Annotated in this window: 19 protein-coding genes; 7 read left to right on the forward strand and 12 right to left on the reverse strand. The window is 57.0% G+C overall.

Annotated features, from left to right (window positions below):
• Nucleotides 1-37: 37 nt before the first annotated feature.
• Genes mdcE through mdcA form a run of 5 tightly spaced genes read right to left on the reverse strand, consistent with a single transcriptional unit; the run spans nt 38 to nt 4,485 of the window.
• Complete coding sequence (gene mdcE / locus ACQG2G_RS20480; protein ID WP_048972480.1) at nt 38-838, reverse strand: biotin-independent malonate decarboxylase subunit gamma; 801 nt, start codon at nt 836-838, stop codon at nt 38-40.
• Entirely contained in the window at nt 838-1,671 is an 834-nt protein-coding gene (locus tag ACQG2G_RS20485) for a biotin-independent malonate decarboxylase subunit beta (RefSeq protein ID WP_013099047.1), read from the reverse strand. Before ACQG2G_RS20485 ends, mdcE begins: the two co-directional genes overlap by 1 nt.
• A complete protein-coding gene (mdcC, locus tag ACQG2G_RS20490; RefSeq protein WP_029882152.1) occupies nt 1,664-1,963 on the reverse strand; it encodes a malonate decarboxylase acyl carrier protein in 300 nt (99 codons plus the stop codon). Before mdcC ends, ACQG2G_RS20485 begins: the two co-directional genes overlap by 8 nt.
• A gap of 9 nt (nt 1,964-1,972) precedes the next feature.
• The gene (locus tag ACQG2G_RS20495) at nt 1,973-2,830 is read right to left on the reverse strand and encodes a triphosphoribosyl-dephospho-CoA synthase (RefSeq protein ID WP_013099049.1); all 858 of its coding nucleotides are present in this window, start codon (nt 2,828-2,830) and stop codon (nt 1,973-1,975) included.
• On the reverse strand, nt 2,830-4,485 hold the full coding sequence (gene mdcA / locus ACQG2G_RS20500) for a malonate decarboxylase subunit alpha (RefSeq protein ID WP_013099050.1): 1,656 nt from the start codon (nt 4,483-4,485) through the stop codon (nt 2,830-2,832). Before mdcA ends, ACQG2G_RS20495 begins: the two co-directional genes overlap by 1 nt.
• A 228-nt stretch (nt 4,486-4,713) precedes the next feature.
• Between mdcA and ACQG2G_RS20505 the strand changes: the two genes are divergently transcribed.
• The 4 genes from ACQG2G_RS20505 to ACQG2G_RS20520 all read left to right on the forward strand — a co-directional run bounded on the left by ACQG2G_RS20505 (nt 4,714) and on the right by ACQG2G_RS20520 (nt 8,145).
• Nucleotides 4,714-5,736 (forward strand): hydrolase, encoded by a 1,023-nt coding sequence (locus tag ACQG2G_RS20505; RefSeq protein WP_230136927.1) that lies wholly within the window; start codon nt 4,714-4,716, stop codon nt 5,734-5,736.
• Nucleotides 5,733-5,951, forward strand: a complete 219-nt coding sequence (locus ACQG2G_RS20510) for a YheU family protein (RefSeq protein ID WP_013099053.1) — start codon at nt 5,733-5,735, stop codon at nt 5,949-5,951. The genes ACQG2G_RS20505 and ACQG2G_RS20510 overlap by 4 nt, the downstream gene beginning before the upstream one ends.
• Nucleotides 5,952-5,981: 30 nt before the next feature.
• A complete protein-coding gene (locus ACQG2G_RS20515) occupies nt 5,982-6,851 on the forward strand; it encodes a phosphoribulokinase (protein WP_013099054.1) in 870 nt (289 codons plus the stop codon).
• A gap of 268 nt (nt 6,852-7,119) precedes the next feature.
• Nucleotides 7,120-8,145 (forward strand): IS110 family transposase, encoded by a 1,026-nt coding sequence (locus ACQG2G_RS20520; RefSeq protein WP_048971459.1) that lies wholly within the window; start codon nt 7,120-7,122, stop codon nt 8,143-8,145.
• Between the two features lie 543 nt (nt 8,146-8,688).
• Here the strand turns inward: ACQG2G_RS20520 and ACQG2G_RS20525 are convergent.
• Entirely contained in the window at nt 8,689-9,831 is a 1,143-nt protein-coding gene (locus ACQG2G_RS20525; RefSeq protein ID WP_426722954.1) for an IS481 family transposase, read from the reverse strand.
• Nucleotides 9,832-10,028: 197 nt separating this feature from the next.
• Nucleotides 10,029-10,433 (reverse strand): OsmC family protein, encoded by a 405-nt coding sequence (locus ACQG2G_RS20530; RefSeq protein WP_028027906.1) that lies wholly within the window; start codon nt 10,431-10,433, stop codon nt 10,029-10,031.
• A gap of 310 nt (nt 10,434-10,743) precedes the next feature.
• On the opposite strand from ACQG2G_RS20530, the gene crp reads away from it, so the two are divergent.
• Both crp and ACQG2G_RS20540 read left to right on the forward strand, forming a co-directional pair.
• The gene (crp, locus tag ACQG2G_RS20535; protein ID WP_000242758.1) at nt 10,744-11,376 is read left to right on the forward strand and encodes a cAMP-activated global transcriptional regulator CRP; all 633 of its coding nucleotides are present in this window, start codon (nt 10,744-10,746) and stop codon (nt 11,374-11,376) included.
• 57 nt (nt 11,377-11,433) lie between these two features.
• Nucleotides 11,434-13,521, forward strand: a complete 2,088-nt coding sequence (locus ACQG2G_RS20540) for a YccS/YhfK family putative transporter (RefSeq protein WP_013099057.1) — start codon at nt 11,434-11,436, stop codon at nt 13,519-13,521.
• On the opposite strand, the gene argD is transcribed toward ACQG2G_RS20540, so the two are convergent.
• The 4 genes from argD to ppiA all read right to left on the reverse strand — a co-directional run bounded on the left by argD (nt 13,518) and on the right by ppiA (nt 16,681).
• Nucleotides 13,518-14,738: a bifunctional acetylornithine/succinyldiaminopimelate transaminase gene (gene argD / locus ACQG2G_RS20545; protein ID WP_014833535.1), complete on the reverse strand. Its 1,221-nt coding sequence runs from the start codon at nt 14,736-14,738 to the stop codon at nt 13,518-13,520. The two genes, ACQG2G_RS20540 and argD, sit on opposite strands and share 4 nt — an antisense overlap.
• 86 nt (nt 14,739-14,824) lie before the next feature.
• Nucleotides 14,825-15,388 (reverse strand): aminodeoxychorismate synthase component 2, encoded by a 564-nt coding sequence (pabA, locus tag ACQG2G_RS20550; protein ID WP_040022682.1) that lies wholly within the window; start codon nt 15,386-15,388, stop codon nt 14,825-14,827.
• A 30-nt stretch (nt 15,389-15,418) separates the two neighbouring features.
• Nucleotides 15,419-16,003, reverse strand: coding sequence for a putative adenosine monophosphate-protein transferase Fic (locus ACQG2G_RS20555; RefSeq protein WP_248766661.1), 585 nt, complete (start codon nt 16,001-16,003; stop codon nt 15,419-15,421).
• A gap of 105 nt (nt 16,004-16,108) precedes the next feature.
• Entirely contained in the window at nt 16,109-16,681 is a 573-nt protein-coding gene (ppiA, locus tag ACQG2G_RS20560) for a peptidylprolyl isomerase A (RefSeq protein WP_013099061.1), read from the reverse strand.
• Nucleotides 16,682-16,959: 278 nt separating this feature from the next.
• Between ppiA and tsgA the strand changes: the two genes are divergently transcribed.
• Entirely contained in the window at nt 16,960-18,144 is a 1,185-nt protein-coding gene (gene tsgA, locus ACQG2G_RS20565) for an MFS transporter TsgA (RefSeq protein WP_013099062.1), read from the forward strand.
• 18 nt (nt 18,145-18,162) lie between these two features.
• On the opposite strand, the gene ACQG2G_RS20570 is transcribed toward tsgA, so the two are convergent.
• Nucleotides 18,163-19,464, reverse strand: a complete 1,302-nt coding sequence (locus ACQG2G_RS20570; RefSeq protein WP_100168406.1) for a cytosine deaminase — start codon at nt 19,462-19,464, stop codon at nt 18,163-18,165.
• Nucleotides 19,465-19,595: the final 131 nt, after the last annotated feature.

The following is a 19,595-nucleotide window of genomic DNA, read 5'->3' on the forward strand; positions in this document are numbered from 1 at the left end:
GCCCGTGCGGTTGTGCATCTGGCAGGTCTCTTTTTACTTACCAGCTGGCGCGCATACGTTCGCGTACGAGCGCCGAGCTGCGGCGATTGTCAGCACCCAGACGGCTTTTCAGCGTCGGATCCTGACGAGCGTCACTGATGGCCTGTTGCAGGGTGGTTTTCACCAGCGTCAGGTCGCTATCGGATGGAGCATCCGGGTTGCTGATATCCAGCAGGCTGGAGAGCAGCCCCAGCGTGGCGTAGTTGCTGATGTCATACGCCATAGGTGGAATAGTGGCGGCCAGTTTTTCCAGCGCCTCCACGCTGCGCAGGGTGATCCGCGCGGCAGACGCTTTCCCCATGGCATGGATGAGCACGCCTTTATCGTTAAAAGCAATCAGGCGGTTGGCCTGGTAGCCATGCGCCAGAAACGCGCCGGACATGGCTTTACCCACAATTAGGCCAATTACCGGATGACCCGCCAGGCGCGCGTTGGCGTAGGCGGCCGCAGCGCCTGCCAGCGCCTGGTGGATACCAAACGCCTCTTCGCGACGGCCATAAGCCTGGCTTGGGACGTCGATCACCGCCACAATCGGGCGCTTAACGGCTTTATCAGCATCTGCCGCGACGGTTTCGCTGACCACTTTCGCCAGCGTCCAGCCTTCAAGCAGGCCGACTTCCCCTTTCGCCGCGCGCGGGAAGTGGTTGTTGGCATCCGGCACTACGGCGATAAAACGTACCGTTTCACCGTTCAGCTCGCCGTCTGCCGCCTGCACGGACGGGCACAGCCCCTCAATACGTTTGGCGTTCGGGGCGAGGGTTTCCAGCCAGCGTTCGCCACGGCTCATTGCGTTACTCATCATTTCACCTCCCGGGCAAAAAGCGCGTTAATCTGTTCGGCATCGGCCTGCTTGCGGGTGTCGAAATTCATCAGGCGGTTCAGGTAATCGTCGTAGTTATCGGTGCGATGTTTTGCCGGGACGCCTTTGGCGATGGCCTCGTTCATCGCGGCTTTCACCGCATTCACCCCGTCGCCGACCAGCGCGTCCACCAGCCCGCTCTGATAGCGAACCTCACCGCCGGTCATGCTCCAGATAAACGGACGGTCGCGGGAGTCGTACTCTTCAATGCCCGCTTCCTGCTCAATAACCTGCGGGCCGTTTAGCCCCAGACGCGCTTCGCGGGTCACAATCAGGTAGCTGCAAAGCGCCGCGGCGATGGACATCCCGCCGAAGCAGCCCACGGTCCCGGCCACAATCCCGATAACGGGCGTGTAGCGACGCAGGTCAACAATCGCTGCATGGATATCAGCAATCGCCGCCAGGCCGAGGTTAGCTTCCTGCAGGCGTACGCCGCCGGTTTCGAGACACAGCACCGCCTGAGTCGGAATGCCGTTGCGGTTATCTTCCGCCGCCAGCTCCAGTGCTGCTGCCATTTTCGCGCCGGAGACCTCGCCCATGCTGCCGCCCTGGAACGCGCCTTCAATCGCCACGACGACCGCAGGCTGGCCGTTGATAGTCCCTTTCGCGACCACCATGCCATCATCGGCCTGAGGCACAATGCCCTGTGGCCCCAACCACGGAGAGATAATGCCTGCAAACGGATCCAGCAGTTCGCGGTAGCTGCCCTCGTCGAGCAACGCCTGCGCACGCTGGCGCGCTTTTAATTCGATAAAGCTGCTGTCATCACGCATGGCTCACCCCTTCAAAAACCTGTTCGATACGAATGCGCGCCACGCCCGGCGTCGCGCCAAAGTCGTGGATGGTCAGTTTGCCTGCGGGCAGACTGCTGACGGTCTCCAGGCGGCTGAATAACGCCTCCCAGCGCCCACGGCTGTTGTCGACGGAGGTGGTGATATCAATGGTTAAGGTCTGGCCCGGTTCGGCGGTGAACAGCACTTCCATATCCCCGGATCCAACTACCCCTGCCAGCGCCCGGCCGCTTAACGTGCGGCTGGCTGGCATGGTCAATGTGATTTTTTCCATAACATCCTCTTAATGCTTTGAATAGGGCGTTTCGACACGGTCAAGAAACAGCGTGGCGGCAAGCAGGTCGGCGGCACCGCCCGGTGAGGCATTGAGCGTCAGCATCTGGCGATCTAACCGCGCCAGCGCCTGCTGCCCCGCGAGCGTTGCGCATCCTCCGGCGTTCAGTACCGCCCGGGCGCCGTTCTGCATGGCGTCCAGCCCCTCCATTCCGGCGCGCGACAGCACGCAGGTATCGGTGAGCGAAGTCATGATTGCCATCAGCGCGTCGAGTCTGGCGTTTGTTTCGCTGCTGCCGTTGAGACGGCTCAGGCGAAGCTGCGGCAGCGCGCGCTGCATGATGTGCGGAAACGCCTGCTGAGCTTCTTCACGCGCGCCCGGTACGCGGTAGCGGTGCGTGGCGCGTAACCCCTTACTGAACACCTTCGGTGCCGCGTCGTCCGGGAGTTTCGCCAGCTGTGCGGCGGTGTTAGCGACGGTTTGCGCGCGGGCGTCGCCGCCCAGCATCGCCACCGCGCTCACCAGCAGTCCCAGCGCCCAGATTGCGCCACGGTGCGTATTCACGCCGTCGGTGGCGATCATCATCTGCCGTTCGCCTTCACGGCCAAGGCGGCCAACGGTTTGCCGTAGGGCAATATCCGCCGGACGCTGCCAGCTCTGCTGCGCCAGCGCCTGAAACGTGGAGGTCAGGCTGTGCGCGGAGCGCTCCATCAGCGCAAGCGATAAATCGTGGTGCGCACCGTTCCCCCGACTGTCCACCAGACCGGGTTTCGGGCTTAAGCGTGCTTCGTCAATCAGACACTGCGTGGCGGTTCGCGCCAGCCATTCGGCACCGCCTTCAACCTGAATCTGGGGCAGAAGTGTCATTACCAGCTCCGGAATTTCGCAGGTGGGTTGTAGAGACCGCCGGACCACTCAACGAGGTCAGCCACGCTGCCCGCCGCCAGCAGAGAGCGGGTGGCATCAGTACGGCGAATCCCCATGTCTTCCGGGTACACGACCTTGCCGCTCTGGCGCAGTTCCGCCACGCGTCTGGCATCCACGCCCAGACCGATATCGGTGATACCGGCCACGGCTGCGACCATGGCGCGACGCTCTTCCAGATCTTTTGCCCGGTAGAGGTAGGCAATCCCCTCTTCCGTCAGCACGTGGGTGACGTCATCGCCGTAAATCATCACCGGTGCCAGCGGCATGCCGGAGGCTTTCGCCACGTCAACGGCGTCCAGTTTTTCCACGAAGGTGGGCTTCACGCCCGCCTGGAAGGTTTCCACCATCTGCACGACCAGTTTTTTACCGCGTTGCATCGGGTCGGGTTCGGTGATCATGTTCAGCCAGGCCGGAGTGGCGTGGCGACGGCCGTGTGGATCATGGCCCATGTTCGGCGCGCCGCCGAAGCCGGAGAGACGACCACGGGTCACCGTTGAGGAGTTGGCGTAACCATCCACCTGCAGGGTTGAGCCGATAAACATATCCACCGCGTACTGGCCCGCCAGCTGGCAGAAGGCGCGGTTGGAGCGCATGGAGCCGTCAGCACCGGTGAAGAACACGTCCGGACGGGCGCGGATGTACTCTTCCATCCCCAGTTCGCCGCCGAAGCAGTGCACGCTCTCCACCCAGCCGCTTTCAATCGCCGGGATCAGCGTCGGATGCGGGTTCAGCGTCCAGTGTTTACAGATTTTGCCCTTCAGGCCGAGCTGTTCACCGTAAGTGGGCAGCAGCAGCTCAATTGCCGCGGTGTTAAAACCGATCCCGTGGTTCAGAGACTGCACCTGATGTTCAGCGTAGATGCCTTTGATGGCCATCATCGCCATCAGGATATGTTCCTGTTTGATCAGGCGCGGGTCGCGGGTAAACAGCGGTTCGATAAAGAATGGCTTGTCGGCCACCACCACGTAGTCAATCCAGGAGCCTGGGATATCAACGCGCGGCAGGTCGCATTCGTCGTCCACCAGCTCGTTAACCTGTGCGATGACGATGCCATCGTGGAACGCGGCGGCCTCCACCAGCGCCGGGGTATCTTCGGTACTTGCCCCGGTGTAGAGATTGCCTTTGCGGTCTGCTTTAAACCCGGCGATCAGCGCCACGTTTGGTGAAAGGTCAACGTAGAGACGTGAATACAGTTCGATATAGGTATGAATAGCACCGATTTCGAGTTGACCATCCTCCAGCAGCTGGGAGATGCGCAGGCTCTGTGTGCCGGAGAAGGAGAAGTCCAGCTTACGGGCAATGCCCTTCTCAAAGATATCCAGATGTTCACTGCGGCCAACGCTTGGCATGATCATGTGCAGGTCATGCACAATTTGCGGGTTTACTTCGGCCAGCGAGCGGGAAAGAAAATCCGCCTGCTTCTGGTTGTTGCCTTCCAGAACGACCTTATCGCCTGGCGCGATCAGCTTTTCCAGCATGGCGACAAGGTCGCCGGTTGGCAGAACCTTGCCCTGCACCGGTACGGAGGCCAGACGACGCGCTTTTTCGCTGCGTCGGGTGTTCCATTGCCGGGTGGGTATTTGCCCAGATAACATTATTAACCTCCTGATTCAGCACATCATTTTGATTTGCTTAACGCTGAGTAAAGTCTGCACCCTGGCGGAAAAGGCATCAATTAAGCGTAGAGTGGAATCATTAGCCTGAGAGTAATAATCAAGGTAAATATTTGTGATCGGGATCAGTTCATGCTTCGGAAAACCAGGCTAAACGGGGTACAATTCGGAAGGTATAGTAAATTTCTGACAAGAATCAGCATCGCCCTTATGACCCAAATCATTCCCTCAGACTTCGACCTCACCGCCGAAGACAGCACTGATTTCGTGCCCATGCGCGGCGTGGCCAACCGCCACCTGCAGACCATGCTGCCGCGCCTGATCCGGCGCAAGGTGCAGTTCACTCCGCACTGGCAGCGGCTGGATTTGCCGGACGGTGATTTTCTGGATCTCGCCTGGAGCGAAGATCCCGAACAGGCGCGCCATAAACCCCGCCTGGTGGTGTTTCACGGTCTGGAAGGCAGCCTGCATAGCCCGTATGCCCATGGGTTAATCCAGGCGGCAAAAGCGCGCGGCTGGCTGGGCGTGGTGATGCATTTTCGGGGATGCAGCGGCGAGCCGAATCGTCAGAAACGCATCTATCACTCCGGCGAAACCGAAGATGGCACCTGGTTTTTGCACTGGCTGCGGGATAATTTCGGCACTGTGCCGACGGCGGCGGTGGGCTATTCGCTCGGCGGAAATATGCTGGCCTGTCTGCTGGCCAAAGAGGGAGACGCGGTACCGCTGAATGCCGCGGTGATTGTCTCTGCCCCCTTCATGCTGGAACAGTGCAGTTACCACATGGAGAAAGGCTTTTCCCGGGTCTATCAGCGCTACCTGCTCAACCTGCTAAAAGCCAATGCGGCGCGCAAGCTGAAGGCCTATCCGGATACCCTGCCAGTAAGCCTGCGACAGTTGAAAAAGGTCCGCCGCATTCGTGAGTTCGACGACCTGATCACCGCCAAAATTCATGGGTTCGCCGATGCCATTGACTACTATCGTCAGTGCAGCGCCATGCCGCTGCTCAGCAAGATCACTCAGCCGACGCTGATCATTCACGCGAAAGATGACCCGTTTATGGATCATCACTCCATCCCTGCACAGGAATTTCTGCCCGACAACGTTCACTACCAGCTGACCGAGCACGGCGGTCACGTGGGGTTTGTCGGCGGAACGCTGCGTCGCCCGAAAATGTGGCTGGAGACGCGCATTCCTGACTGGTTAACCCCTTACCTGGACGGTGCAACATGATTATCCCCTGGCAGGATCTGGCGCCCGAAACGCTCGATAATCTGATTGAAAGCTTTGTCTTGCGTGAAGGCACCGATTATGGTGAACATGAACGCTCGCTTGAGCAAAAGGTCAACGATGTTAAACGCCAGCTTAAAAGCGGCGACGTGGTGCTGGTGTGGTCTGAACTGCATGAGACGGTCAATATCATGCCCCGCAACGCGTTTCACGGCTGATCTTTCAACCTTTCCAGTCAGGGAGTTGCTATGTCTGCCAGACATCCGGTTATTGCCGTTACGGGGTCGAGTGGTGCGGGAACCACCACCACCAGCCTCGCGTTTCGCAAGATTTTCGCCCAGTTGAATCTCCGCGCGGCGGAGGTCGAAGGCGACAGCTTTCACCGCTATACGCGCCCGGAGATGGATATGGCCATCCGCAAAGCGCGTGATTTGGGCAAACACATCAGCTACTTCGGCCCGGAGGCCAATGACTTCGGCCTGCTGGAGCAAACGTTTCAGGAGTACGGCCTAAGCGGCAAAGGCCAGTCCCGCAAATATTTGCATACCTACGACGAAGCCGTTCCCTGGAATCAGGTCCCGGGCACCTTTACCCCCTGGCAGCCGCTGCCGGAACCTACCGACGTGCTGTTTTACGAAGGATTGCACGGCGGCGTGGTGACGCCGCATCACGACGTGGCGCGACATGTGGATCTGCTGGTCGGCGTGGTGCCAATCGTTAACCTGGAGTGGATCCAGAAGCTGACGCGAGACATCAGCGAACGCGGCCATTCGCGTGAGGCGGTGATGGATTCGGTCGTTCGCTCAATGGAAGATTACATCAATTACCTGACACCACAGTTTTCCCGCACCCACATCAACTTCCAGCGTGTGCCGACGGTGGACACCTCCAACCCGTTCGCGGCCAAAAGTATCCCGTCGCTGGATGAGAGCTTTGTGGTGATCCATTTCCGCAATCTCGACGGCATCGATTACCCCTGGCTGCTGGCGATGCTGCAGGGTTCGTTTATTTCTCACATGAATACGTTAGTGGTGCCCGGCGGAAAAATGGGGCTGGCGATGGAGCTGATCATGACGCCGCTGGTGCAGCGGTTGATGGAAGGGAAACAGATCGCATAATCATATTCCCTCTGCCGGTGGGTTGAGGGATCCCCAGTAATTTTTTACCGAAAGCGACGAAAATTGTTTAAGTAAAATTAATGACTTACAGCGACGCCCTGGTCCGGCTGTAAATCGCTGAGGCGTTTCCTGCAGGCCGGGGCGAGGCGCATGGATGCGCCGAGAGGGCGGATTTACAGGGATAATGAGATGGACGCTCCAGATTTTGCGGTATCAAGGTACCAGACTGGATCGTTGCAATACGTCCTGAAAAATGAGGAGCGTCCACATGAAAGTATCAACTCTTGGTATCGACCTGGCAAAGAACGTTTTCCAGCTTCATGGTGTCGATCACGAAGGTCATACAGTTTTGCGTAAAAGGCTAACCCGGGCCAAATTCGTTCAGTTTGTCATTCAACTGGAACCTTGCCTGATTGGCATGGAGGCCTGCTCGTCCAGCCATCATTTTGCACGATTATTCAGTCGTCACGGCCATGAGGTAAAACTGATTCCTCCGCAATATGTGAAGCCATATGTCAAAACGAACAAGACGGATGCAGCAGATGCTGAAGCAATCTGCGAAGCGGTAACCCGCCCGAATATGCGTTTTGTACAGATAAAAACCGAAGAGCAGCAGGCCGTTTTAGCGTTACACACTGAACGGGGAATACTTATCCGCGAGCGGATCGCCTGTTCCAATAGTTTAAGAGCCACACTTGCTGAGTTTGGTATTACGATTGCAGCCGGACAAAGCCATTTAACCCGTGAGCTACCAGCCATTCTGGAAGACAGCGAAAATGGTTTATCTCCCTTTGTCAGAGCCAGCATCTACAGACAGGCTAACCATATCCGGGAACTTGAGGAGCAGATTAAACAGGTAGAAGAAGCTCTGGCCTCCTGGTATAAAACGCAGACGGCCTGCCAGAGACTGGCCAAAATCCCTGGGGTAGGCATGCTAACGGCCACTTATGTGGTAGCAGCAGTGGGTAATGCCCAACAATTCAGCACCGCAAAGCAATTCGCTTCATGGCTGGGGCTGACACCAAAAGAACATTCCAGTGGCGGCAAACAGCAACTGGGCGGGATAAGCAAACGCGGAGATGGATATTTCCGATACCTTCTGGTTCACGGCGCACGAGCACTGACAGCCTGGGTCAACCGGAAAGGCTCAGTTGAGGAGAATGCCTGGCTTCAGGGGCTGCTTGAGCGGAAGCACTACAATGTTGCAGTTGTCGCGATGGCGGCAAAAACGTCGAGAATAATGTGGTCAATGCTGACACACGACACGGAATATAAGCCTCGTCAGGCCGCCTGACACAAGGCCAGTCAACCTGACGAGGTGCTGAAAAAGAGTTACGTCCTGGTAGGTGCAGTTGACTTCAGAAGATGGCAAAACAGGTAAGACCGCAGGCAGGATACACCGAGAGGCAACAAGGGCAAGTCAGCCCGAAGAGGATGATTGGTACCTGTCTGGCGGATTTCATCATGGTTCGGGATAAATAAATCCTATCAGAAACCGGATATATGGCTGCATCTACCCGTTTAATTGCTGAACTGAAGAAAACGTTGCATTCCGGGAGCGTCCATATATGTTACCTCCGCCCGTCCCCGATAAGCCGGAAGGAATAAGCCGAGGGCACCGCGAAGCGGCGATTTACCGCCGGGAGCCCGGGTCGCCAGGGGGGTGGCGACTGAGCCACCCTGGCACGTTCACGGGCTATGTCGTTACAGAGTAGCAAGGAACATAAAGTGAACGGAATGACCTCTACAGCCATATGTTCCCCCTCACCCCAACCCTCTCCCTCTGTACGGTCCGGGGACATGGTAGACAGGTGTTCGGGGACATGGTGAACACTTTTTAACATCCTTTACCCATGGTGATCGACTTTTTCTTCAGGTCGATCACCCCCACTTTTGTGCTGTACCACCACACCTCGTAGCGGCCGTCTTCCTGCATCTCCTTCAGCCCGACCCGTTCTCCCCTGAACGCCTTGCCCGCGCTCAGACTTACCCCTTTCACGCTCAGCTTTCCGCTGATATCCACTTTCCTGACCATCACACCCTCGTCGTATTCCGGGGGCGTTATGTTACCGCTGTACTGCCGTGCAGACGGCTTATACCGCGAGCCCGGTACCGCCATGTCCAGCGCCTCATGCGGGCGTTCAAGGTTATAGACCGTCCGCCAGTGGTCGAAGGCGCGCTGCAGTTCGCCCTCGTTCGCGAACCACTTACCCTGCAGCACCTCCGTCTTCAGGCTGCGGTGAAAACGCTCCAGCTTGCCCTGCGTCTGCGGATGATACGGCCGGGAGTGTCCCACCCGGATACCGTGGCGCATCAGCCACAGCTCCAGCGCCGTCCAGGTGCCGGTGGTGTCTCCCCACGGGGCGCCGTTATCCATCGTCATCTGGTCCGGCAGGCCGTAACGCTCAAACACGCTGACCAGCCGCTGCTGCACGGTCTCACGCCGTTCATCGGTACAGTGCGCCAGGCACAGGGAAAAACGGGAGTGGTCATCCAGCAGGGTGAGCGGATGGCAGCGGCCACCGCCAAAGGGAAAGTGGCCCTTAAAATCCATCTGCCAGAGCCGGTTCGGCGCGTCATGTTCGAACCGCCCCGTGGCGGGAATGCCCGGAGAAGTACCGGGCAGCAGGCCGTGACGGGCCATCAGGTTATGAACGGTGCTGAAGGCGGGCATACGGTGCCCCCGGTCTTCCAGCCAGCGCTTTATCTTGCGTGCGCCCCAGCGTTCATGGCGGTCATGGGCCATACGCAGCAGGGCGGTGATGTCGTCAGATGAGCGGTTCGGGGAATGGTGCGGTATGCGCGGGCGGTCCTGAAGGCCGGAGGCACCTTCCTCCCCCCATCGGCGAAGCCACTTGTAGCCGGTGGCAGGTGAAATGCCGAAGCGACGGCAGAGGGAACGGATGTTCGCCCCGTCCTGCGAGGCGAACAAAACAAACTCAGTACGTAATGACATGGTATCTCTCGCATCCCAGGGCATAAGCGACTCCATAAACGGGTTCTTATGCCTTAGTTGTAAGTGTCTACCATGTCCCCGAACAAGTGTTCACTATGTCCCCGGACCGTACACCCTCAAGGGAGAGGGGGTCCTCCGTGCAGGCATTATTTTGTGGGTAACCCTCAGCCCGGTGGGAGAGGGTTAGGGTGAGGGCATCAACACGCACGATGCCCCATCAATCACGCCTCGATCACTTCATACGAATGGGTAATTTTTACCGCTTTCTCCAGCATTAACGCCACAGAGCAGTATTTCTCCGCAGACAAATCCACCGCGCGTGAGACGGCAGCATCTTTCAGCGCTTTCCCGGTGACAACAAAATGCAGGTTAATGTGCGTGAACAGGCGTGGCGCCTCTTCGCGACGTTCTGACGTGAGCTTGACTTCACAGTCGGTCACATCATGACGGCCCTTTTGCAGAATCGACACCACGTCAATCGCGCTGCATCCCCCTGCCGCCATCAGCACCATTTCCATTGGGCTGGGTGCTTTATCGCCGGAGTTACCGTCCATCAAAATCTGGTGTCCCGACGAGGACTCGCCCAGGAACGTTAAACCTTCTACCCATTTCACGCGCGCTTGCATATTCATTAGCTCCAACGTTGCATTTTTGGTGACAGATTACGCGTGCGTTACATTTCTCGCAATGGAAGGCGACCTGCGTCATGCTGAAGCGAGACACCAGGAGACACGCGGCGAAAGCTATGCTAAAACACTCTGGATGCTACAGTAATACATTGACGTTACACATGTATGCAGAGGACATCAAACTTTACTGGCTGCGAAACGTTACGACAGCCGACTTCCCAGGTATGGGTAAGAATTCGATTGCAACCCCAGAGTCCGGATGCATCTTATGACTCTGGTGACAGCTTATAACAGAGGATAACAGCGCATGGTGCTTGGCAAACCGCAAACAGACCCGACTCTCGAATGGTTCTTGTCTCATTGCCACATTCATAAGTACCCATCGAAGAGCACGCTGATTCACCAGGGTGAAAAAGCGGAAACGTTGTATTACATCGTCAAAGGCTCGGTGGCAGTGCTGATCAAAGATGAAGAAGGGAAAGAGATGATCCTTTCTTATCTGAACCAGGGCGATTTTATCGGTGAACTGGGCCTGTTTGAAGAAGGCCAGGAACGTAGCGCCTGGGTTCGTGCAAAGACAGCATGTGAAGTGGCTGAAATTTCCTACAAGAAATTCCGTCAGTTGATTCAGGTTAACCCTGACATCCTGATGCGTCTTTCTTCGCAGATGGCTCGCCGTCTGCAGGTGACATCAGAGAAAGTGGGTAACCTCGCCTTCCTGGACGTGACCGGCCGTATCGCGCAGACCCTGCTGAACCTGGCGAAACAGCCAGACGCTATGACCCACCCTGACGGCATGCAAATTAAAATTACCCGCCAGGAAATTGGTCAGATCGTCGGTTGCTCCCGTGAAACAGTGGGCCGTATCCTGAAAATGCTGGAAGATCAGAACCTGATCTCCGCCCACGGTAAAACCATCGTGGTTTACGGAACCCGTTAATCCCGATAAAACGGCGTGCCATCACAAGGTGTCACGCCGTTTTTGTCTCTACTCCCCATGTGGCGCAGGCTGATTTATCACCCGGAAGTTAACTACGCACTGCGACAAACGCTGGTGTTGTGCCTTCCTGTGGCCGTGGGCCTGATCCTTGGGCATCTTCAGCAGGGGCTGCTGTTTTCACTGGTTCCCGCCTGCTGCAACATTGCCGGTCTCGACACCCCGCATAAGCGTTTTTTCAAACGTCTGATTATCGGCGGTTCGCTGTTTGCCGGGTGTAGCCTGGCCGTGCAGCTTTTGCTGGCCCGCGATATTCCGCTGCCGCTGATCCTGAGCGTGCTGGCGATGACGCTGGGGGTGACCGCCGAAATCAGTTCGCTGCACGCGCGTTTACTGCCCGCCTCACTCATCGCGGCCATCTTTACCCTGAGTCTCGCAGGTAACATGCCAGTGTGGGAGCCGCTGCTGATCTACGCCCTTGGTACGCTATGGTATGGCCTGTTTAACTGGTTCTGGTTCTGGCTGTGGCGGGAACAGCCGCTGCGTGAATCCCTGAGCCTGCTCTATGTCCAGCTTGCGGAGTACTGCGAAGCCAAATACACACTGCTGACCCAGCATACCGACCCGGAAAAATCGCTGCCGCCGCTGCTGACGCGCCAGCAGAAGGTGGTGGATCTGATAAGCCAGTGCTACCAGCAACTGCATATGCTGGCCGCCAACAAGAACCACGAATATAAACGGCTGCTGCGTACCTTCCAGGTGGGGCTTGATCTGCAGGAGCATATCTCCGTGAGCCTGCACCACCCGAAGGAGGTGCAAAAGCTGGTGGAGCGCAGCCATGCCGAAGCGGTGATCCGCTGGAACGCGCAGACCGTGTCCGCACGCCTGCGGGTACTGGCCGACGACATTCTTTATCACCGTTACCCCACCCGCTTTAACATGGACAAGCAGCTCGGCGCACTGGAGAAAATCGCCCGCCAGCATGAGGATAACCCGGTAGGCCAGTTTGCCGCCTGGCACTTCAGCCGTATTGCCCGCGTCCTGCGTACCCAGCGCCCGCTCTATCCCCGCGATCTGATGGCGGATAAGCAAAAGCGCCTGCCGCTGCTGCCTGCGCTTAAAAGCTATCTCTCGTTTAAATCTTCCGCCCTGCGCAACGCCGCCCGGATTAGCGTGATGCTGAGCATCGCCAGCCTGATGGGCATGGCGCTGCATCTACCCAAACCCTACTGGATATTAATGACGGTACTGTTTGTCACCCAGAACGGCTACGGCGCCACGCGAGTGCGTATTCTGCACCGGGCAGGCGGAACCATGGCGGGGTTGATTATCGCCGGCGTAACGCTGCACTTCCACGTGCCGGAAGGCTATACGCTGGCAGGCATGCTATTGATTACCCTGGTGAGCTACCTGATCATCCGCAAAAACTACGGCTGGGCGATGGTGGGCTTTACGGTCACGGCGGTATACACCCTGCAGTTGCTTACGCTCAATGGCGAACAGTTTATTGTCGCCAGGCTTATTGATACCCTGATTGGCTGTCTGATTGCCTTTGGTGGTATGGTCTGGCTGTGGCCACAATGGCAAAGCGGCCTGCTCAGGCAGAACGCCCACGACGCGCTGGAGGCCGACCAGCAGGCTATCCGCCTGATCCTGAGCGACGATCCGCAGCCCTCCCCGCTGGCGTATCAGCGGATGAAGGTCAACCAGGCGCATAACGCCCTGTTCAACTCGCTGAATCAGGCGATGCAGGAGCCCGGCTTTAACTCGCACTATCTGGCGGATATGAAGCTCTGGGTGACGCACAGCCAGTTCATCGTCGAACATATCAACGCGATGACCACGCTGGCGCGTGAACATACCATGCTGACGCCGGACCTGGCGCAGCGCTATTTGCAGTCGTGTGAGATTGCCCTGCAGCGGTGTCAGCAGCGTCTGGAGTATGACGCGCCGGGTGAATCGGGGGATTCGAACATTCTGGAAGCGCCGGAAACGCTCACCCACGGGCCAATGAGCACGCTGGAGCAGCATCTGCAACGCATTCTGGGGCATCTGAACACCATGCACACCATTTCGTCGGTGGCATGGCGTCAGCGTCCGCATCACGGCATCTGGTTAACGCGGCGGTTAAAACGAACCGAGTATTAGCCTTTAACGATCTTCGCGACCGCCGCGGCAAAGCGGGTTAATCCATCTTCAATATCGTTCTCTTCGACCACCAGCGACGGCGCAAAGCGCATCACGTCCGGGCCAGCGTTGAGCACCATCACCCCTTCGTGAGCAGCGGCGTGCAGGAAATCGCGTGCGCGGCCTTTGTACTGCGGCTTCAGCTCAGCGCCAATCAGCAGTCCCATGCCACGGATCTCGCTGAAGACGTCGTACGTTTCGTCGATCTGCTGCAGATGTTTCACGAACAGCTCGCGCTTCGCCTGAACGCCGCTTAATACCTCCGGCGTATTGATGATATCAAACGCCGCACCGGCGATGGCGCAGGCCAGCGGGTTTCCGCCGTAGGTGGAGCCGTGAGAGCCAACGTGGAACGCGGAGGCGATCTCCTGGGTGGTGAGCACCGCGCTGACCGGGAAGCCGCCGCCGAGCGCTTTGGCGCTGGTCAGAATATCCGGCGTCACGCCGTAGTGCATATAGGCGAACAGGGAGCCGGTACGCCCCATCCCGCTCTGGACTTCATCAAACACCAGCAGCGCCTGATGCTGATCGCACAGCGCGCGCAGCCCTTTGAGGAATTCCGGCGTTGCCGCCGTCACGCCACCTTCACCCTGAATCGGCTCAACCACGACCGCGCAGGTATGGTCATCCATCACCGCTTTCACCGCATGCAGATCGTTAAACGGCACATGAATGATATCGGCGGGTTTCGGACCAAAGCCGTCGGAATACTTCGGCTGGCCGCCAACGGAAACGGTAAACAGCGAACGACCGTGGAAAGCGTTATGGAAAGCGATGATTTTGGTTTTGTATGGGCTGTGGCGTGTGGAAGCGTAGTAGCGCGCCAGCTTGAAGGCGGTTTCGTTGGCTTCGGTCCCGGAGTTCATAAACAGCACGCGCTCGGCGAAAGTCGCGTCAATGATCTTGCGCCCCAGGCGCAACGCCGGTTCGTTGGTAAAGACGTTGCTGGTGTGCCACAGGGTTTCGCCCTGGGTTTTCAGTGCCTCGACCAGTGCAGGATGGCAATGCCCCAGCGCCGTCACCGCAATCCCCCCGGCGAAATCCACGTACTCTTTCCCCTGCTGATCCCAGACGCGGCTGCCTTTTCCCTTTACCGGAATAAACTCGGCCGGTGCATAAATCGGCAGAATGACTTCATCGAATGTCGCGCGGGTAATTGCAGATTGTTCAGTTGCCATGTCATGACCATCCATTTTATGTCACATTGATTGTGAAAATATAATCACAAAATATGCATAAAAAATCACAGCAAGGCAACAGATATTCAGCGATTGAGGAAATTAGCCAGCAGCTGGTGCCCCTGTTCGCTGAGAATACTCTCCGGGTGGAACTGCACCCCTTCGAGATCCCATTCACGATGGCGAATGCCCATGATCTCCTGCGTCTCGCTCCAGGCGGTCACCTCAAAGCAGTCGGGCAGCGTCGGCGGGTCAATCACCAGAGAATGGTAGCGCGTGACGGTTAACGGGTTATTTAACCCGCTAAACACGCCCGTGCCGGTGTGGGTAACCGGTGAGGTTTTACCGTGCATCACCCTGGCAGCACGGACAATGGTGGCGCCAAACACCTGCCCGATGGCCTGATGGCCAAGGCAGACGCCAAGAATCGGCAGCCTGCCGGCGTAGTGGCGGATCACATCCAGAGAAATACCCGATTCCGATGGGGTACACGGCCCCGGCGAGATAACGATTTTCTTTGGGGACAGCGCATCAATCTCGGTCAGGCTGATGTCGTCGTTACGGCGGACAACCACCTCTGCACCCAGTTCACAAAAATACTGGTAAAGGTTCCAGGTGAAGGAATCGTAGTTATCAATCAGCAGAATCATGGCGGCTCCCGAAAAAAATGCCGCCCTATTCTACTCAGATTCCCGCGCTTCGCTCACTACTTTGGCAAAGATAGCGTTCAGGGCGGACAAATCTCCCGTTGCGCCGCTCTGGTTAGCCGCGACCCACTGCTCAGGATCGATATCGCGCCAGTCCAGCAGGTAACCCGCATGGATCGCCAGCTGTTCAAAGAAAACGCGCTGCGCAATGCCATTACCGCTCGCAAAAGGATGCAGCATATTGATTTCACAATAGTAATGGCTTATCCGCTCGATAAACTCCTCTTTCTGAAGACCCACCAGGTACCGGTCGCTTTCCAGTGCCGACATCAATTCATTGCCCATCTTCTCAATGTATTCGAAATGGCAAAAAGGAATCTCCCCTTTGAAAATATCGTCCGTACGGTATTCACCTGCCCGTTTCATCTCTCTGCGATACAGATGGCGGTGAATAAGGCACAGATGGGGCAACCCAGGCGCTGAAGGCCCAAGTTCCAGCGTCTCAATCTGGGGATCTGAAGGACCATGACCCTTTTCAAGGAGACAACTGGCCTGAAAATTGACGTTACGCTGCAGCTCCCAGAGACGGGATTTTTGCTTATCGGTGAGTTTTTTCACTTAACGCCTCCCTGAATATGTCCGTTTGCCAAAGTATAAGCAGCAAAACGCGCTTTCGCAGGGAGGGCTAACAACACGGGCGAGACGCGCCCGTGTCAAAGAGGATTACGGCAGTACTTTTGCAGAGAGGATCACGACCGGTTTGGATGGTACATTCTGGTATGGCCCAACGTCGTGGGTCTGTACCTGAGAAATCTTGTCCGCCACGTCCATTCCTTTTACCACTTTACCAAACACCGCATAGCCGAAGTCACGCTGGCCGTGGTCGAGGAAGGCGTTATCCGCCACGTTGATAAAGAACTGGCTGGTAGCGCTGTCTTTATCCGCCGTACGCGCCATGGCGATGGTGCCACGGGTGTTCAGCAGGCCGTTGTCCGCTTCGTTTTTGATCGGTGGATTCGGCTGTTTCTGCTGCATCTGCTCGTTGAAACCGCCGCCCTGCACCATAAAGCCTGGGATCACGCGGTGGAAGGTGGTGTTGTTGTAAAAGCCGCTGTTTACGTAGTCGAGGAAGTTTTTCACAGAAACCGGGGCTTTCTGGCTATTCAGTTCCAGCTCAATATTCCCTGCGGAGGTGGTCAGCAGAACATGAGGGTCCCCTTTTGCTGCCAGCGCAGCCGGGGAAACGGCAGAAAGAGCAAACACAGCTGCGACAGCCGCCAGTGTTGATTTGAGCATGAGAATTCCTTAACAAAGCGCAGTATAAAAAGCGAATGGCTTGATTCTAAAGAGCAGTATGAACGGAGACCAGCCTTTTACCTAATTTTACGAAATTGAAACAGTTGTTACCGCGCAAACGATTGGTTATGACGCAATTTTATGTGATCGCGATCACATAAAAACCTGCAATGAAGCTCATATTTTCTTTAAAAGATATGAATGGATCACTTTCACGACTAAAATCTGCCCGCTCTCAGCGCCTATCCGGCGCTTTTCTTTTCCTGAACAGGCCAGACATGACTAACAGCAATCGTATCAAGCTCACATGGATCAGCTTCTTCTCCTACGCCCTGACCGGCGCGTTGGTGATCGTCACCGGGATGGTGATGGGAAATATCGCAGACTACTTCCAGCTGCCCGTTTCCAGCATGAGTAACACCTTCACCTTCCTCAACGCGGGGATCCTGATCTCCATTTTCCTGAATGCCTGGCTGATGGAAATTGTTCCGCTGAAAACGCAGCTGCGTTTTGGTTTTGTGCTGATGGTCGCCGCCGTGGCGGGTCTGATGCTGAGCCACAGCATCGCCCTGTTCTCCGCCGCCATGTTCGTGCTCGGTCTGGTCAGCGGGATCACCATGTCGATTGGTACCTTCCTGATTACCCATATGTATGAAGGCCGTCAGCGCGGCGCGCGCCTGCTGTTTACCGACTCCTTCTTCAGCATGGCCGGGATGATTTTCCCGATGGTCGCGGCCGTTCTGCTGGCGCGCAGCATTGAGTGGTACTGGGTCTACGCCTGTATCGGCCTGGTTTACGTGGCCATCTTCATCCTGACCTTCGGCTGCGAATTCCCGGTTCTGGGTAAAAAAGCACAGACCACGGCAGAGCCTGTGGCGAAAGAGAAATGGGGTATCGGCGTACTGTTCCTCTCCATTGCCGCACTGTGCTACATCCTGGGTCAACTGGGCTTTATCTCCTGGGTGCCGGAATACGCCAAAGGTTTGGGCATGAGCCTGAACGACGCGGGTAAACTGGTGAGCGATTTCTGGATGTCTTACATGTTTGGCATGTGGGCGTTTAGCTTCATCCTGCGCTTCTTCGATCTGCAGCGCATCCTGACCGTGCTGGCAGGCCTGGCTACCGTGCTGATGTATCTGTTCATCAACGGTTCCCCGGACCACATGCCGTGGTTCATTCTGACCCTGGGCTTCTTCTCCAGCGCCATTTATACGTCGATCATCACCCTGGGCTCCCTGCAGACCAAAGTGGCCTCGCCGAAGCTGGTGAACTTCGTCCTGACCTGCGGCACCATCGGCACCATGCTGACCTTTGTGGTGACGGGCCCGATCGTCGCCCACAGCGGTCCGCTGGCGGCGCTGCACACCGCTAACGGTCTGTACGCCGTGGTGTTCATCATGTGCTTCATCCTGGGCTTTGTAACCCGCCACCGCCAGCATAACGCTGCAGCGGCGTCGCACTAATCCCTGCGCCCCTCTGCGCTACGCAGAGGGGCTGTTTCTGGCAAAACTTATCTCTTCTCCCCCGCTATCCATCTGGATCCAGGTCTGCGCCAGCTGCGTGGTGGCAATAATCCGCCCCTGCCGAATGGACCAGCGCACCGGCACCTGACAGCGTACCGCCTCAAACCCACTCTCTGCAGGCAAAATCACCAGGTTCGCCGGGTTCCCCGTCTCAATACCGTAATCGCTCAGGCCAAAGGTGCGGGCGCTGTTATGGGTGATCAGGTTCAGGCCGCTGTCAATTTGCGGGTAGCCCATCATCTGACAGACGTGCAGTCCCATATGCAGTACCTGCAGCATATTGCCGGTACCGAGCGGATACCATGGATCAAACACATCATCATGACCAAAGCAGACGTTAATGCCCGCCGCCTGTAGCTCCTTCACGCGGGTAATGCCCCGACGCTTCGGATAGTCGTCAAAACGCCCCTGCAGGTGGATATTCACCAGCGGATTCGCCACAAAGTTAATGCCCGACATCTTCAGCAGGCGGAACAGCCGCGAGGTATACGCGCCGTTGTAGGAATGCATGGCGGTGGTGTGGCTGGCCGTGACCCGCGCGCCAATGCCAGCTTCATAGGCCAGCGTGGCGACCGTCTCCACAAAGCGGGACTGCTCATCGTCGATTTCATCACAATGAATATCCAGCGGACGGTCGTATTTCTTCGCCAGGTCAAAGGCGATATGCAGGGACTGCACGCCGTATTCCCGGGTGAATTCGAAGTGCGGGATGGCACCCACCACATCCGCGCCCAGCGTTAATGCCTCTTCCAGCAGCGCCGCGCCGTTCGGGTAAGAGAGAATGCCTTCCTGCGGGAATGCCACGATTTGCAGCGTCACCCACGGGGCGACCTCCTGTTTAACCTCCAGCATCGCCTTCAGGGCGGTAAGTGTCGGGTCGGAGACATCCACGTGGGAGCGGACAAACTGGATCCCGTTGGCAATTTGCCACTTCAGCGTTTTCCATGCGCGCGCTTTGACATCTTCATGGCTGAGCAGCGCCTTACGCTCCGCCCAGCGTTCAATCCCTTCAAACAGCGTGCCGGACTGGTTCCAGTGTGGCTCGCCCGCCGTCTGCGTGGTATCCAGGTGAATATGCGGCTCAATAAACGGTGGAATAGCAAGTCCGCCGCGGGCATTCAAGACCTCATAGCTTTCGCTGTGAGTCTCGTCCATGGGCGTGATAGCACCAAACCGACCGTTCTCGATGGCGATCTGCCACAGCCCTTCGCGATCCGGTAAACGAACATTCTGCACAAGCCAAAGCGGTGTTGTAGACATACCTTTCCCCTGAAAAACGCGGCTGAAATTAAGGAGTACCTGTTTTTCCAAAAATAGCCACTCTTTTTGTACATAAAATCGACGACAACGAAAAGCCAGCGATTTCCATAACTTATAAAAATCCTGACAAA

Source organism: Enterobacter cloacae complex sp. 382A5, from assembly GCF_050031095.1.
GTDB classification, from domain to species: Bacteria; Pseudomonadota; Gammaproteobacteria; order Enterobacterales; family Enterobacteriaceae; genus Enterobacter; species Enterobacter cloacae.

Bases quoted from the DNA above. Each gene is read 5' to 3' on its own strand.
- mdcC (WP_029882152.1), bottom strand. From the start codon at position 1,963: ATGGAAAAAATCACATTGACCATGCCAGCCAGCCGCACGTTAAGCGGC.
- ACQG2G_RS20570 (WP_100168406.1), bottom strand. From the start codon at position 19,464: ATGTCTACAACACCGCTTTGGCTTGTGCAGAATGTTCGTTTACCGGAT.
- ACQG2G_RS20540 (WP_013099057.1), top strand. From the start codon at position 11,434: ATGTGGCGCAGGCTGATTTATCACCCGGAAGTTAACTACGCACTGCGA.
- crp (WP_000242758.1), top strand. From the start codon at position 10,744: ATGGTGCTTGGCAAACCGCAAACAGACCCGACTCTCGAATGGTTCTTG.
- ACQG2G_RS20485 (WP_013099047.1), bottom strand. From the start codon at position 1,671: ATGCGTGATGACAGCAGCTTTATCGAATTAAAAGCGCGCCAGCGTGCG.
- ACQG2G_RS20530 (WP_028027906.1), bottom strand. From the start codon at position 10,433: ATGCAAGCGCGCGTGAAATGGGTAGAAGGTTTAACGTTCCTGGGCGAG.
- ppiA (WP_013099061.1), bottom strand. From the start codon at position 16,681: ATGCTCAAATCAACACTGGCGGCTGTCGCAGCTGTGTTTGCTCTTTCT.
- mdcE (WP_048972480.1), bottom strand. From the start codon at position 838: ATGAGTAACGCAATGAGCCGTGGCGAACGCTGGCTGGAAACCCTCGCC.
- ACQG2G_RS20525 (WP_426722954.1), bottom strand. From the start codon at position 9,831: ATGCCCTGGGATGCGAGAGATACCATGTCATTACGTACTGAGTTTGTT.
- argD (WP_014833535.1), bottom strand. From the start codon at position 14,738: ATGGCAACTGAACAATCTGCAATTACCCGCGCGACATTCGATGAAGTC.
- ACQG2G_RS20515 (WP_013099054.1), top strand. From the start codon at position 5,982: ATGTCTGCCAGACATCCGGTTATTGCCGTTACGGGGTCGAGTGGTGCG.
- pabA (WP_040022682.1), bottom strand. From the start codon at position 15,388: ATGATTCTGCTGATTGATAACTACGATTCCTTCACCTGGAACCTTTAC.
- ACQG2G_RS20505 (WP_230136927.1), top strand. From the start codon at position 4,714: ATGACCCAAATCATTCCCTCAGACTTCGACCTCACCGCCGAAGACAGC.
- ACQG2G_RS20510 (WP_013099053.1), top strand. From the start codon at position 5,733: ATGATTATCCCCTGGCAGGATCTGGCGCCCGAAACGCTCGATAATCTG.
- ACQG2G_RS20520 (WP_048971459.1), top strand. From the start codon at position 7,120: ATGAAAGTATCAACTCTTGGTATCGACCTGGCAAAGAACGTTTTCCAG.
- tsgA (WP_013099062.1), top strand. From the start codon at position 16,960: ATGACTAACAGCAATCGTATCAAGCTCACATGGATCAGCTTCTTCTCC.
- mdcA (WP_013099050.1), bottom strand. From the start codon at position 4,485: ATGTTATCTGGGCAAATACCCACCCGGCAATGGAACACCCGACGCAGC.
- ACQG2G_RS20495 (WP_013099049.1), bottom strand. From the start codon at position 2,830: ATGACACTTCTGCCCCAGATTCAGGTTGAAGGCGGTGCCGAATGGCTG.